The following is a 14,401-nucleotide window of genomic DNA, read 5'->3' as shown; positions in this document are numbered from 1 at the left end:
AGCAATAAAATAAGAGAATATGGCAAGTATAAAAAACTTAAAAAAAGATATTAATTATGTTTTGGGTGATGTTATTACCTATACATTAGATGTAGCTACACTTAAAAATGAAGCTAAAAAAGCAGACCCAATCGTAGACGAAGCAATTGAAGCTTTTGATAATTTAATAGCTAGAGTAAATGCAAATAATGTAGAAAATAAAAAAGCACACTATAAAGCAATTCATAAAGATTTAGAAGAGAAAGCAAAAGAATTAGTTGATAAAGCAAATGCTATTTAATTAACATTTTTTAAACAAAATTTTATGACCAACATCATTTTTTGATGTTGGTTTTTTTATTAAATTTGAGAAGTAATAAAGAGTGAAATTTTACGTTTAACTTTATATTAAATTAGATAAAAATGGCTAGAGCAATGTTTGAATACACAAAAACGATTTTAAAGAAAGTAAGTTTTAATTCAGAGTTGTTTTGTAAAGAACTTGAAAAAGCATTAAGTAGATTGTTACCTTATGAAATTGATGAGTTAACAATATGGCTCAAACAATTTACTGCCAACAAACCAGAATTATATACTTGTATGAATTTAATAAGCAAATAAAAAAGGGAGCTATATAGCTCCCTTTTTTATTCATCATCATTTTTTCTTTTTCGCTTATATTTTCGCATTAATTTTCTTGTAAACTCAATTTCTGCAACCTGTAGCTTAATTATTTTTTTATAAGATAAAAATTTCTCTAATTTATTAATAAAACTTTTTTGAAGTTCATAAATTTTTTTGTCAGTATCTAGTTTAGATGATATTAATTCTTTTGCATCCACTTCAGAAATAGCATCAATTTCTCCTTTCTTTCTAATAGCGTTTTTCATTGCAGTTCTAGTTTTAGAGCGAAGTTTATGTTGCTTTAAGTCATAATCATTATAGATAGGCCAAAATTTTTCAGCCTCATCACTAGTTAAGTTTAATTGCTCTGTTAAGTATGCAATTTTTAGAGCTTTAATTTTTTTTCTACTGCCTTTTTTCATCTGTGCAGATACACTAATTGTAGATAAAAAAGTAATTAGAAATAATAAAATTATTTTTTTCATCATTTATATTTTTTAATTTATTTCATTTAATATTGAAGAGTTATCAATAGTATTTATATAATCTTCAATAGTTTCGTCTTTTATTGTAGTTAAAGAAAAATCGTTTTCTTCTAAAATATCTTCTTCAAAAACTGATGCAATATCATCAGAATGTATGGTGCTAGTTTCTAGCCAAAACTCAATTTCATTATCAGAAATTAGAATGTCTGTATTTTTATTAAATGTAAGCATATTCGACCCAATAAATAGAACAATACATGCAGCAGCTGCGTAAGGTATTATTTTTAATATTCTTTCTTTAAAAGAAACTACTTTAGGTTCTTTTTTAATAGCTACTTTACTTAAAATTGTACTTTCTAAATTATTAAAATAGTTGTTAGGTACCTCAAAGGCTTTTTCTTTATTAAATTGTTCTTCAGACAGTTTAGAAGAAACACTTTGTTCTATAGCATCAAAATAATCTGAAGGCGTATTAAAACCAGTTTTCTTACCTGCTTTTTCTTGAATGTAATTTGCACTATTTTTTAATTCTCTTTCCATTGTTATTTAGACCTTTAACTTTTAAAAAGGTTTAATTGGTTTGTGTTTTAATGTACTTTTCAATTTTTCTTACAGCATGAAAATAAGATGCCTTTAACCCACCAACAGAAGTTTCTAAAATTTCTGAAATCTCATCATATTTTAATTCTTCAAAATACTTCATATTAAAAACAAGTTGTTGTTTTTGAGGTAAAGTAGCAATAGCTTTTTGTAAAATAATTTGAATTTCATCACCAGAAAAATATATGTCACTTTCTAATGTATTTGCTAATGTTTCTTGATAATCAGAAATATCTACATTTCTTTGTTTTGCTCTTTTGTTTATAAAAGTGATTGACTCGTTTGTAGCAATTCTATACATCCAAGAATAGAGCTTACTTTTTTCATTAAACTTATCTATACTTTTAAATATTTTGATAAATGTATTTTGTAAAACATCATCAGCATCATCATGAGATATTACAATTTTACGTATGTGCCAATACAAGCGTTCTTTGTATTGAGTAATCAATTTTCGGAACGCTTTTTCTTTGGTTGAGCTGTTTTTAAGCTCTGCAACTAAAGTATCTTTTATTATCAAAAAAAACCATGTTTTCTGTAAGACAGAAAAATACTAAAAAGGTTTAATTAAAATAAAAAAAAGTGTATTTATCTTCGATTTCTGCTTCTAGAATAGCCAAAAAGTCTTTTTTGTTTTATAGTTTCTGCAATACCTTCTGGTAACATTTCTTCCCAACCATCTTCACCATTTCTAATCATTTTTAGAACTGTTCTAGAGAAAATATCGAGAATATCTTTATCAAAATCTTTAATATCTAAAAGCCTACCATTGTTTTTAAAGAATTTGTATAGCTCTTTCATTCTTGGATGAACTTTTAAGTTAGAACTATTGATATATTCATCAGATTCTTGGTCATGATAAGGGTACATATAAACTTTTAAATCTCTATAAAATAGCTTACCAAAAGCCTCTAAAATTCCACCACTTACGTCTCTGTAGTATTTTTCGTCAAAAATTTGGATTAGGTTGTAAACTCCCATAGCAAGAGCCATTCTCTCTTTAGTAAATTCGCTAAAGTATTCCACCAATTTAAAGTATTGTTGAAAACTGGTAATCATTACATTTTGCCCCAAAGAACACAATAATTCTGCTCTATCTAAAAAGTCTCTTTCGTTAATTTTACCTTCGGCTGATAAATTACTTAACGTAATTTCGAAAATAACTTGTGTTTTTTCTTCTTTAACTTTATTTTCTTCTAAAAACATTTTTTTAGACTGCTCAAACATATCCATGTTTACTTTAGTAACAGGTCTAAAACTACCTCTTAATGCCAATATGTTTTTCTTATAAAGTACTTGTGCAGGCAATAAATTATTTCCATCAGGACCGAACATTACTGCATTTGTCATTCCGTTTTTAAGTAATTGTAGACTCATTAATCTATTATCTACATACATAAAACGTGGGCCAGAAAAATTAATCATATCAATTTCAATCTGATGATTTCCTAAATTGTGATAAAAAGATTTTACCAATTCTTTTGGATTATCATTCAAATAAAAAGCACCATAAATTAAATTTACACCTAAAATACCTAAAGTTTCTTGTTGTAAACGAGCATCTGTTTCTTTAAAACGAAGGTGTAATACAATTTCATTATAATCTTCTAGAGGATCTAACTGAAAACGAATACCTACCCAGCCATGACCTTTAAACTTTCGAGCAAAATCGATAGTAGTTACTGTATTTGCATAACTAAAAAATAACTTGTCTGGATGTTTTTCTCTACTTAACCTATCTTCTATCAAGTCAATTTCATGACGCAACATTTTCTTTAAACGAGATTCGGTTACATAGCGCCTGTCTTTTTCTATTCCATAAATAGCATCAGAAAAATCTTTATCGTAAGCACTCATAGCTTTTGCTATTGTACCAGAAGCGCCTCCAGATCTGAAAAAGTTACGTGCGGTTTCTTGCCCTGCACCAATTTCTGCAAAAGTTCCGTAAATGTCAGAATTTAAATTGATACGCAAAGCTTTGCTTTTTGTATTTGGAACGCTACTTATTTCTTTATCACCTTTTAAAGATATTGCCATATTATGGTTTTTATAGTCTAACAAATGTACTAAATAAGAGTGCTATCAGTCAATTTTTATCTTACTTTTGTTAAAATGAAAAATGATAAAAAACTGTTAACAATTACTTTTTTGGGTACAGGTACTTCTCAAGGAATACCTATGATTGCAAGTAATGATCTTGTTTGTTTATCAAAAGATGAAAAAGACAAACGATTACGCTCTTCAATTTTAATTTCTTGGGATGAAGTATCTTATGTAATTGATTGTGGTCCGGATTTTAGACAACAAATGTTGCGTGAAAAAGTGCAACTTATTAATGGGGTATTGTTTACACACGAACATGCAGATCATACTGCTGGTTTAGATGATTTACGGCCTTTTTGTTATAAGATAGGAGAAATGCCTATTTATTTGAATAAGAGAACGTTAATAAGTTTAGAGCAACGTTTTCAATATATTTTTAGTAAAGAAAACAGATATCCAGGAGCACCAAGTGTAACCCCATTTTTAATTGATAAAATACCATTTTCTATTAATAATATAAAAGTTATACCAATAGAAGTAATGCATGGTAAATTGCCAGTTACAGCATATAGAATTCAAGATTTTGCGTATCTGACAGATATGAAAGCTATTGCTAAAAGTGAAAAAGAGAAGCTGAAAGGTTTAGATGTTTTAGTTGTAAATGCTTTAAGAATAGATAAACACCCAACGCATTTTAATTTGCAAGAAGCTCTAGAATTTGTAGAAGAGCTTCAACCTAAAAGAACCTATTTTACGCATATAAGTCATAAGTTGGGTTTTCATCAAGAAGTTTCTAAAACACTACCAGAGAATGTTTTTTTAGCTTATGATGGCTTAAAAATTTCAGTATAGATTTTAATAAATTGTTTTTTAATGTATATTTGTCTAGATAGCTATTGTTTATAAGACTTTAGATTATTAAGAATTTAAAAGAAGTTTCATAAATCTAACCCCAAAAAAAATCCATGGCAAAAAATCAAGAACCAAAAAATCAAGCAAATACTAACAATCATGTTGATAGTAGAATAGCTGCAGTAAGAGATCTTATTTTTGGAGAAAATATTCAGCAATACGATTCCGAGTTTGCAGATGTTTATGATAAAATTAAAGCTCTACAAGAAGAAAGTAAAAAAAGTTTATCCGAATCTGTTACTCATTTAGAAAATAAGCTTTCTGATTTAGAAAGCCTAATGGAACATAAAATCCAAGATTTAAGTGATGATTTTGAAAAGAAAATAGCAGATTTAGATGCAGAAAAAGCAGATAGAAGAAAACTAGGTAAAGCTTTAGAGAAAATTGCATTGATGTTACAAGAGTAGATGAAAAAAACGACTGTAGATAATGTAAATGACAATCGTTTTGAGCAACTCAAAGAACTTCTTTTATTTGATGACAGAAAAGATTTTGATGCTTTAAAATCAGAAATTTTAGAGCAAGAAAAGTTAAAACAAAAAGTAAGCCCTTTTATTGATGAAAAGGTAGAAGATTTAAAAGATAACTTTCCTAAATATTTTGGAGAAAATATTACAGAAGCTATAAAAGTTCAAATAAAAGAATCTCAAGATGATGTAGTAGAGGCACTTTACCCAATTATGGGTAAACTTGTTAAAAAATTTATTGTTTCAGAAATTACAAAGCTTTCAGATTCTATTAATGAAACCATCAACAATAAATTTTCTATAAAACACATTATTCAACGATTATTTAAAGGCAAAACTACAGATGCAGAAGATGTTTTACAAGAAGTTTTTGAAGCTGTTATAGAAGAAGTTTTTGTTATTGAAAAAGATTCTGGTTTATTAGTTGGTAATTTTTCTAGAGGTACTATTGCAGATAAAGATATGATTTCTGGTATGTTAACTGCAATTAAATCTTTTGTTGAAGACGCTTTTTCTAAAGAAGGTCAAGATTTAGAAGATATTAAATTTGAAACCTTTCAATTGTCTATCCAAAACTTCAAATCAATCTATATAGCAACTGCAACATCTGGTATAATTAAACAAGATTTTAAAGATATATTATACGATAAGATAAATAATTTAGCAGAAATAATTTTACGAGATAGAAGTTTTCTTAAAGATGAAGCTAAACTAAATACTTTAATAATAGAAAACTTGATAATAAATTTTGACAAATAAAAGTTACTTTATCATAAAATAATGATAGCAAAAAAAGTATTACTTGTAGGTAATTTTGGTGTTGGTAAAACATCACTCATAAGAAGATTTGTATTGAATGAATTTTCTGAAGATTACATTAGCACAATAGGAGTTAGAGTAAGTACTAAAGTTGTTTCTTGCAATGATGAGAAAATAAAACTATTAATCTGGGATGTAGCAGGTACTAAAGATGATGAAAAGGTGCCAAAAGCATACTTTTTAGGAGCAAGTGCAGCTATGTATGTGTTTGATTTAAGTAGAGAAGAGACCTACTTAAATTTACAAAATCAATTACAAGTAATAAAAGATTTATCTGGTTTGCAAAAAATGGTTCTTGTTGGCAATAAGAAAGATTTATTAACAGCTCAAGAGATTGATGAAGTGAAAAATAAAATTCCTTTACAAATCGATTTAATTACAAGTGCAAAAGAAGATGAAAATGTAGAAGATGCATTTACACAATTAGCAAAACAAACTTTAAAATAGTACTTTGATATCATCAAAAATTAATCATTTTTTTATAGAAGTTGCTACAGATTATAGTGGTAATGTCAAAGAAATAGTAGCAGGTAAATTTGTAAAAAAAGAATTTGTTATAAACACTTCAATTTTTACTGTATGCCCTTTTTTAGAAGGTACATTAGAAGCATTACCAATTAAAGAACCTTTTTTAATAGAAGGCATGTTAATTATTTCTAGTGATAAAGAATATAATGTTGATATAGAGTTGTTTAAAGATAATGATTTTGTATCTGTTTTAATACATAATAGAACAAATGTTTACAAATTTGTAGATCAGTTAAACCAAAGTAGAAATGATTTATTTTTTCTAAAAAGAGAAATTGATGAAAAGAATAAAGAGCTAAAAAGATTAAGAGAAATTGCAGATAAAGCTAATGAATCAAAATCTCGTTTTTTAGCCATGATGAGTCATGAAGTTAGAAATCCACTAAACGTAATTTTAAATTATACAGATTTAATTAAAAAAGAAAATTTATCAGAAAAAGTAATCAATTATGTTAAGTATCTTACTATTTCTGGTAAAAATTTAAAAGTTATTGTAGATGATATTTTAGATTTATCGAGGGTTGAAGCTGGTAAATTAGAGCTTGCAAATGAACCTATTAGTCTTCAAAATATAATAGAACAACTTCGTAATAATTATAATGCGAGTCACACCAATAAAGAAATAGAACTTTTCTTTAATACTTCAAAAGATATTCCTGAATTTGTTTTTGGTGATGATGTTAGAATCTATCAAGTTTTAACAAACCTAATTAATAATTCAATAAAATTTACGCCTAAAGGCTTTGTAAAAACTGAAATTAGCGTTATTAAAAAGGAAAAAAATAAAGTAGAAATTCTATTTAAAATATCTGATTCAGGAAGAGGAATGACCAAAGTACAAGCCTCTAAAATTTTTGAAGAATACCAGCAGAATAAGTTAAGTGATAGTAGAATTCATAAAGGTGCAGGTTTAGGGCTATCTATTGTAAAACGTTTGGTAACTGCTATGCAGGGTAATGTTTCTGTTGAAAGCAAAGTTAACGAAGGCACAACCTTTTTAGTTGAAATTCCTTTTTTAATTGATACTCAAAACACATTCAGAAAAAAAGAAAAAATTGAAAAGTTAGAAGGTAATTTTATTAAGGGCAAAAAGATTTTAGTAGCTGATGATAATTTTTTGAACTTGAAAATTGTTGAACATATATTAAAAAAAGAAGAAGCAAATTATCTTTTTACAAGAGATGGCGTAGAAGCACTTTTGGCTATGAAAAAAGAAAACTTTGATCTAGTTTTGTTGGATATTAATATGCCAAATTTATCTGGTGAAGAGTTAATAAAACAAAAGAAAACTTTTGATAATAATAATTCTAGAACTCCTTTTGTTGCTATGACAGCTAATAATACCAAAGAAGATATTGAATCTTATTTTAGCATTGGTTTTGATGCTGTTATACCAAAACCTTTCACGCCAAAACAATTTATTGACAAATTGAACAACATTCTTTCAAAATCTGTAAAAAGTTAATTTTTAGCTCTTATCATCCTGTCATTACCAAACAAATCTTTTTTTAGTTCAATATTTGTAAATCTTTTTTTTCTTATAAGTTGACGGGTTTCATTACCTAAATATTGATTAATCTCAAAAAACAAAACTCCATTTTTAGTTAGATGATTTTTAGCAATATCTGCTATCTTATTATAAAATAGTAGCGGATTTTTATCTGGAACAAACAATGCTAAATGAGGTTCATTTTGCAAAACATTATTTTTTATTTCAACCTTTTCTAGTTCTCTTACATAAGGTGGGTTAGATGCAATAATGTCAAAAGTAAAATTTTGATTTAGTACTTCATTTAAATTATTAACTTGTAGAATATTTGCCTCAATAAAATGAATTTTTACGTTGTTTAAATTAGCATTTTGTTTTGCTATTTTCAGAGCTTTACTAGAAACATCAATAGTATAAATAGTTGCGTTTGGTAAATGTTTAGCTAAAGAAATAGGGATGCATCCTGTGCCTGTGCCAATATCTAAAATTGATAAATTCGTGTCTTTATTTTTGATTTCTGATAAAATCCATTCCACTAATTCTTCGGTTTCTGGTCTAGGAATTAGAGTGTTTTTATCAACTAAAAAAGGCAAACCATAAAATTCAGTTTTGCCCAAAATATATTGTATTGGTTCTTCTTTTTGTAGTCTTTTTAAAGCTTTGTTTAATATTGTTAACTGCTCTTTTTTTATTTCTAAATTAGCATTTAAAACAGTATCAATTCTTTGAAAATTAAGATAATCATCCATCAATAAAAAGAAAAAAGTATCGATTTCTGTTTTGGGGTAAAGATGAATTAGTTCATCAATAAAGAATTTTTTGAATTCAATAATTTTCATAGAATTATAATAAAGGACTAAAAAAACGACATAAACGTTCTAATGTTTTTTGTTTGATAGATCTATTTCTAAAAGTCTCTAAATCAATTTTAGTAGCTAGTTCTTTTCTTTCATCAAATTCAGATCTAATTTCAGAAGTTATTTTTTTATCAAAAATAATAGCATTTATTTCATAATTGTGTTCAAAACTTCTACAATCAAAATTTGTAGAACCTACAGATGCAATTTCATCATCAATAAATATTACTTTACTGTGAGAAAAATCATCTCTTAAATAGATGTTTACATTCGCTTTTAGTAAACTTTCAAAATAAGAATACATACTGTACATTGCTATTTTAGAATCACTTTTTTTGGGTAGTAAAAGAGTAACATTTACACCACTTAAACTTGCAATTTTAAAAGCTTCTAAAATAGAGAAAGTAGGTATAAAATACGGGTTTAAAACACAGATATTTTTTTCAGCTAAATTTATAAAACTCAAATATTGTTGCATTACCACAGATTGCTCATAATCTGGGCCACCAGAAACTATTTGCAATTTTGTGTTTCCTTTTATTTTAGTAACTGTAGTATATTTTTCATTCTTACTTAAATCTTGATCTGTAGCATAGTAAAAATCTTTTAAAAACGATTTATGAATACTGTTTACAGTACTCCCTTTTATCTCTAAATGGGTGTCTTGCCAAATGCCTAAATCTGTATCTTTAGTAATATATTCATCAGAAATATTAACCCCACCAGTAAAACCAATTTCATTATCAATAATTGCAATTTTTCTATGATTTCTAAAATTTAAAGAAAATAGAAACGAACCAAATTTAAACGGAGTTTCTGGGTAAATTTCTGCTCCAATTTCTTTTAGTTTCTTTTTTGTTTTCTTTTTTAAACTAAAGCTACCAATAGTATCGTATAGTATTCTTACTTCTACATTTTCTTTTCTTTTTTCTTCTAAAAGTTTTATAATTTTTGATAATATTTCTCCATTTTCTATGATGAAATATTGTAAATGAATAAATTTTTTAGCATTTTTTATTGCTTTAAACATTGCATTAAAAGTTTCTTCTCCGTTTTTTAAAAGAATAACTTCATTATTATCTTCAACTATAACATTTGTATTATTATAAATTAATTGAGCAATTTTTTTTTGTTTGATGTTATCTAAAATAGTTATGTTAGAATTTTTGTCAGAGTTAAAAGATTTTTGGATATAATTTTTTCTTTTTTTGGTTTCTTTAAGTTCAAAAAACTTAATTTTTCTTCTATTGATTCCAAAAATGATAAAACAAAATGCGCCTAAAAAAGGAAAGAAGAATGTAATCAAAATCCAACTTAAAGATTTAGAAGGCTTTACGCCAAAATATAATATATTGTAAAATGCCCAACAAAATAAAATAAGATGTAAAATTCCTAGAATATAATAAATCATTTCGCTTAAATTTTCTTTATCATCCAAACGTTACAATTGTAATGACATGTATTGCCCATAGGTTCATCTAAATTTTCAAAGCCATATTTTTTATAAAGTTTTACAGCACTTTGCATATATGGTAAGGTTTCTAAATAACATTTTTCAAATCCGAATTCTTTTGCTTTTTCTAGGCATTTAGAAATCATCTTTGTTCCTAGACCTTTTCCTCTAGCACTTGGCAAAAAATACATTTTTTGAAGCTCGCAAACATTACCTTCGTAATTATTGAGTTGAGCAATACCTGCACCACCAATTACTTTATTATTTAGTTCTAAAACAAAATAAGCAGCATTAGGTTTTTGGTAAGTTTCAAACATATTGTCTGTTGCTTCATCTTCGTAAGCTGTACCTACTTTCGGAGCTCCCATTTCTAGAATTACTTCTCTAATAACAGTTGCAAGTTGCTTATTATCTTTTTGCTGAATTGGTCTAATAATAAAATCAATATTTGTCATTTAATACTGTATTTTTGCAAAAGCAATTTAGTTATTTTTTAATAAGTACTCATGAAAAATATAGTCTATTTAGTATTGGTTTTTATAGTCCTTTTTTCTTGTTCTGTTAAAGAGAAACCAATTTTTATAAAAGTTGATAATTTGAAACTTATTAGCTATAAGAGAGATACGATTATACTAAAAGCCGATGCTTTTTTTCAAAACCCAAATGATGTTGGAGGTAAAATTTCTACGGATGAAATAAAGGTAATTATTAATGATAGTGAAGTTGCCCAAGTTTCTTCAGATGAGTTTGAAGTACCAGCAAGAAATCAATTTACAATACCATTAAAAGTAGCAATACCAGCAAAACGCGTTTTTGAAAATAACAAAAACGGAATTTTAGGAGGTTTACTAAATTCCCTTTTAAATAAAAGTATCAAAGTACAGTTTAAGGGAGATTTAAAATATAAAGTTTTTGGGTATTCAAGTACTTATCTTATTGATAATACTCAAGATGTTAAAATAAAATTTTAAACTGAATTTAATTTTTTAAATATCGACCACAAAGATTACATAAAACGCTGTTTGCAAATTGCTAAAAACGGAATTGGTACCACAAGACCAAACCCAAGTGTTGGTGCTGTAATTGTGCATCAAGATAAAATTATAAGTGAAGGTTTTACATCAAATTATGGTGGTAATCATGCAGAAGTAAATGCTATAAACCATGTAAAAAATAAATCTCTTTTACAAGAGTCTACAATCTATGTAACTTTAGAGCCATGTTCACATTTTGGGAAAACACCTCCTTGTGCAGATTTAATAGTAAAACATCAATTTAAACAAGTAGTTATTGGTTGTTTGGATGATAATCCTTTAGTGGCTGGCAAAGGAGTTCAAAAATTAGAAGCAGCAGGAATCAAGGTAATTTCTGGTGTTTTAGAGGATGAATGCAAAGCACATCATAAACGTTTTATTACTGTTCAAAATAAAAAAAGACCTTATATTATATTAAAATGGGCAGAAACACAAAATGGTTTCGTAGCTCCAATAAAAAAAGAAAAGCAATCTCCAGTTTGGATTTCTAATACCTATTCCCAACAATTAGTTCATAAATGGAGAGTCCAAGAACATGCTATTTTAGTAGGTACAAATACTGTGATTGCTGATAATCCTAATTTAAATGTAAGAACTTGGTCAGGAAACAACCCTCTAAGAATAGTTTTAGATCAAAATTTACGAATTCCAATTAATGCTAACGTTTATAATAATAAAGTAAAAACTATTTTTATAACAGGGAATAATATTGAAAAGGTAAATGTTAATATTATAAATGAAAATGAAAAATCGCAAATCTTTTTTGAAGAAATAAATTTTCAGCAACATGTAGCAGAAGAAATTTGTAGCGTTTTACACAAACATAAAATTCAATCAGTAATTATTGAAGGAGGCACACAAACCCTACAAACTTTTATTGATGCTAATCTTTGGGATGAAACTCGACTTTTTAAAAGTGATGTGAATATTAAAGAAGGAGTTAAAGCCCCTCAATTAAAGGGTAGATTAGTATCTAAAGAAAAAATAAAAAACGATACTTTAAAAGTATATTTAAATGATTAAAAACATAATATTTGATTTTGGTGATATCTTTATCAATTTAGATAAACAAGGCACTTATAAAGCTATGGCTACTTTGGGTGTAACAGAAATTACAGAAGAAATGATGAGCATTTATCATCAATATGAAAAAGGATTGATGACTACTGATGAATTTATTCATTTTTTTTACAATAAATTTCAAATTCCGAAGGAAAAATTAGTAGCTGCTTGGAATGCTGTATTGTTAGATTTTCCTCAACGAAGATTAGATTTTTTAAAGAAATTAGCTTCTAGTAAAAAATATAGATTGTTCTTATTAAGCAATACTAATGATTTGCATATAAAGTCAGTACAAAACTCATTAGGAGATGAATTTTACAATGAATTTAAAAATAGTTTTGAAAAATTTTATTTATCACACGAAATTCATTTTAGAAAGCCAGATAAAGAAATTTATGAGTTTGTTTTAGCTGAAAATAATTTAGTGCCAAAAGAAACATTATTTGTAGATGATTTAAAAGAAAATACAGATTCAGCTGCAATATTGGGCATTAATACTTGGAATTTAATTCCAAAAAAAGAAGACATTACACAATTATTTTCTAAAACCAATACAATTTGATTTATTTAGTTTTAAGTATTTTATTTTCTTCAGGATTATTTGTGATTTTTAAGTACTTTGGTATATATAAAATCGAAGTTTTAAAAGCTATTTTCATCAACTATATAGTAGCTTTTATTTTAGGTTTTTTATTTGCAGAACGTAGTATTAATGTTACTTCAATACCTAATCAGCCTTGGTTTTTAGGTGCTGTTTTTCTTGGAGCTTTATTTGTTTCCATTTTTTTTGTAATGGCAATGACGTCTCAAAAAAATGGAGTTTCAGTAGCTTCTGTAGCAGGTAAAATGTCTGTAGTAATTCCTGTTTTATTTGGTGTTATTTTATATCAAGAATCTGTTACTTTTTTAAAAGTTATAGGTATTATAATTGCATTAATAGCTGTGTATTTAGCATCTAGTAAAGAGGAAAAATCTACTCATAAAAATGTAAGTTTGTTATTTCCTATTTTATTATTTTTTGGTTCAGGTGCCATTGATACCACATTAAAATTTGTAGAGGTTAATTATGTACCTAAAGAAGATGTTTCTATTTTTTCTGGAATCTTATTTGGTATAGCTGCATTTTTTGCATTTATAATTTTAAGTGTTCAATACTTAAAAAAAAGAAAACCTTTTGGTGTTAAAAATATTATTGCTGGTATTATTTTAGGAGTGCCAAATTATTTTTCAATTATTTTTTTGATAAAAGCATTGCAAACTAAAGGTTTTGAAAGTTCTACTTTATTTACCATAAATAATGTTGGGATAGTAATTTTATCAACTTTAATAGGTATTGTCTTGTTTAAAGAACAGTTTAGTACTAAAAATAAAATGGGAGTTGTGTTGGCAATTTTAGGAATTGTAATAGTAACTTTTGCAACATGATAAAAGATACATATAACACAATAATTAAACCATCAAAAGAAACAATATTCAAAAAAAAAGGAAGTAAGTTTTATGGCTATGCATATCCTGTATTTAGTGAGGATGATGTTAAAAATTACTTATCAATACTAAAAAAAGAACATCACACAGCACGTCATTTTTGCTATGCGTATCAAATTGGGATAGAAAAACCAAAATTTAGAGCAAATGATGATGGTGAACCCAATAATTCTGCAGGAATGCCAATTTACGGGCAAATTCAATCTTTTGATGTCACTAATATTTTAATAGTTGTTGTACGTTATTTTGGTGGTACAAAACTAGGAGTTGGTGGTCTAATTTCTGCTTACAAAAAATCAGCTCAACTTACTTTAGAAGCTTCAGATATTATAGAAAAAACCATTGAGGAGCAATTTCAGCTAAAGTTTGATTATGATAAAATGAATGCTGTACAGCGAATTATTAAAGAAGAATCCATAGATATTGTTTCACAAAAATTAGAAATTGATTGTACCTATATTATTTCAGTAAGAAAAAAAGAAGCTGATATTATTTTTAACATTTTTGACGATTTGTTTAAGGTTGATGTGAAAAAGATACAGTGATGTTTAAAAAAATAAAAAA

General features: G+C 26.8%; 19 protein-coding genes. 12 read left to right on the top strand and 7 right to left on the bottom strand.

Annotation, left to right across the window (positions count from 1 at the left end):
* The first annotated feature begins 19 nt into the window (after positions 1-19).
* Positions 20-280 carry a hypothetical protein gene (locus BTO18_RS06240; protein WP_105015405.1) on the top strand — a complete coding sequence of 87 codons (261 nt, stop codon included), beginning with the start codon at positions 20-22 and terminating at the stop codon, positions 278-280.
* A 122-nt stretch (positions 281-402) separates the two neighbouring features.
* Entirely contained in the window at positions 403-600 is a 198-nt protein-coding gene (locus BTO18_RS06235) for a hypothetical protein (protein WP_105015404.1), read from the top strand.
* A gap of 26 nt (positions 601-626) precedes the next feature.
* Here BTO18_RS06235 and BTO18_RS06230 read toward each other — a convergent pair whose 3' ends face one another.
* The 4 genes from BTO18_RS06230 to BTO18_RS06215 form a co-directional block, all read right to left on the bottom strand.
* Positions 627-1,088, bottom strand: coding sequence for a sensor of ECF-type sigma factor (locus BTO18_RS06230; RefSeq protein WP_105015403.1), 462 nt, complete (start codon positions 1,086-1,088; stop codon positions 627-629).
* A 12-nt stretch (positions 1,089-1,100) separates the two neighbouring features.
* Complete coding sequence (locus tag BTO18_RS06225) at positions 1,101-1,628, bottom strand: hypothetical protein (protein ID WP_105015402.1); 528 nt, start codon at positions 1,626-1,628, stop codon at positions 1,101-1,103.
* A 31-nt stretch (positions 1,629-1,659) separates the two neighbouring features.
* Positions 1,660-2,208 carry an RNA polymerase sigma factor gene (locus BTO18_RS06220; protein WP_105015401.1) on the bottom strand — a complete coding sequence of 183 codons (549 nt, stop codon included), beginning with the start codon at positions 2,206-2,208 and terminating at the stop codon, positions 1,660-1,662.
* A gap of 68 nt (positions 2,209-2,276) precedes the next feature.
* Complete coding sequence (locus tag BTO18_RS06215; protein ID WP_105015400.1) at positions 2,277-3,725, bottom strand: nicotinate-nucleotide adenylyltransferase; 1,449 nt, start codon at positions 3,723-3,725, stop codon at positions 2,277-2,279.
* A 75-nt stretch (positions 3,726-3,800) separates the two neighbouring features.
* On the opposite strand from BTO18_RS06215, the gene BTO18_RS06210 reads away from it, so the two are divergent.
* The 5 genes from BTO18_RS06210 (at position 3,801) to BTO18_RS06190 (ending at position 7,922) form a co-directional block, all read left to right on the top strand.
* On the top strand, positions 3,801-4,583 hold the full coding sequence (locus tag BTO18_RS06210) for an MBL fold metallo-hydrolase (RefSeq protein ID WP_105015399.1): 783 nt from the start codon (positions 3,801-3,803) through the stop codon (positions 4,581-4,583).
* A gap of 113 nt (positions 4,584-4,696) precedes the next feature.
* Complete coding sequence (locus BTO18_RS06205) at positions 4,697-5,050, top strand: hypothetical protein (protein WP_105015398.1); 354 nt, start codon at positions 4,697-4,699, stop codon at positions 5,048-5,050.
* On the top strand, positions 5,051-5,869 hold the full coding sequence (locus BTO18_RS06200; protein WP_105015397.1) for a cell envelope biogenesis protein OmpA: 819 nt from the start codon (positions 5,051-5,053) through the stop codon (positions 5,867-5,869).
* A 21-nt stretch (positions 5,870-5,890) separates the two neighbouring features.
* Positions 5,891-6,376 (top strand): Rab family GTPase, encoded by a 486-nt coding sequence (locus BTO18_RS06195; protein ID WP_105015396.1) that lies wholly within the window; start codon positions 5,891-5,893, stop codon positions 6,374-6,376.
* Between the two features lie 4 nt (positions 6,377-6,380).
* A complete protein-coding gene (locus tag BTO18_RS06190) occupies positions 6,381-7,922 on the top strand; it encodes an ATP-binding response regulator (protein WP_105015395.1) in 1,542 nt (513 codons plus the stop codon).
* Here BTO18_RS06190 and prmC read toward each other — a convergent pair.
* From prmC to BTO18_RS06175, 3 genes are read right to left on the bottom strand one after another with little or no spacing between them, the layout of a single operon-like run.
* Positions 7,919-8,785, bottom strand: a complete 867-nt coding sequence (gene prmC, locus BTO18_RS06185; RefSeq protein WP_105015394.1) for a peptide chain release factor N(5)-glutamine methyltransferase — start codon at positions 8,783-8,785, stop codon at positions 7,919-7,921. The two genes, BTO18_RS06190 and prmC, sit on opposite strands and share 4 nt — an antisense overlap.
* A gap of 4 nt (positions 8,786-8,789) precedes the next feature.
* Entirely contained in the window at positions 8,790-10,214 is a 1,425-nt protein-coding gene (gene cls / locus BTO18_RS06180) for a cardiolipin synthase (protein WP_105017517.1), read from the bottom strand.
* 5 nt (positions 10,215-10,219) lie between these two features.
* On the bottom strand, positions 10,220-10,711 hold the full coding sequence (locus tag BTO18_RS06175) for a GNAT family N-acetyltransferase (protein WP_105015393.1): 492 nt from the start codon (positions 10,709-10,711) through the stop codon (positions 10,220-10,222).
* A 51-nt stretch (positions 10,712-10,762) separates the two neighbouring features.
* On the opposite strand from BTO18_RS06175, the gene BTO18_RS06170 reads away from it, so the two are divergent.
* From BTO18_RS06170 to BTO18_RS06150, 5 genes are read left to right on the top strand one after another with little or no spacing between them, the layout of a single operon-like run.
* Positions 10,763-11,227 (top strand): LEA type 2 family protein, encoded by a 465-nt coding sequence (locus BTO18_RS06170; protein WP_105015392.1) that lies wholly within the window; start codon positions 10,763-10,765, stop codon positions 11,225-11,227.
* A gap of 51 nt (positions 11,228-11,278) precedes the next feature.
* Positions 11,279-12,313, top strand: a complete 1,035-nt coding sequence (gene ribD, locus BTO18_RS06165) for a bifunctional diaminohydroxyphosphoribosylaminopyrimidine deaminase/5-amino-6-(5-phosphoribosylamino)uracil reductase RibD (protein WP_244905135.1) — start codon at positions 11,279-11,281, stop codon at positions 12,311-12,313.
* The gene (locus tag BTO18_RS06160; RefSeq protein ID WP_105015390.1) at positions 12,306-12,914 is read left to right on the top strand and encodes an HAD family hydrolase; all 609 of its coding nucleotides are present in this window, start codon (positions 12,306-12,308) and stop codon (positions 12,912-12,914) included. The genes ribD and BTO18_RS06160 overlap by 8 nt, the downstream gene beginning before the upstream one ends.
* A complete protein-coding gene (locus BTO18_RS06155) occupies positions 12,911-13,777 on the top strand; it encodes an EamA family transporter (protein ID WP_105015389.1) in 867 nt (288 codons plus the stop codon). The genes BTO18_RS06160 and BTO18_RS06155 overlap by 4 nt, the downstream gene beginning before the upstream one ends.
* Positions 13,774-14,382: an IMPACT family protein gene (locus BTO18_RS06150; protein WP_105015388.1), complete on the top strand. Its 609-nt coding sequence runs from the start codon at positions 13,774-13,776 to the stop codon at positions 14,380-14,382. The genes BTO18_RS06155 and BTO18_RS06150 overlap by 4 nt, the downstream gene beginning before the upstream one ends.
* Positions 14,383-14,401: the final 19 nt, after the last annotated feature.

The organism is Polaribacter porphyrae (genome assembly GCF_002954685.1).
In the GTDB taxonomy this organism is placed as follows: Bacteria; Bacteroidota; Bacteroidia; order Flavobacteriales; family Flavobacteriaceae; genus Polaribacter; species Polaribacter porphyrae.
Note: the sequence above shows the minus strand (reverse complement) of the source record. Positions and strands in the feature narration are given on the sequence as shown.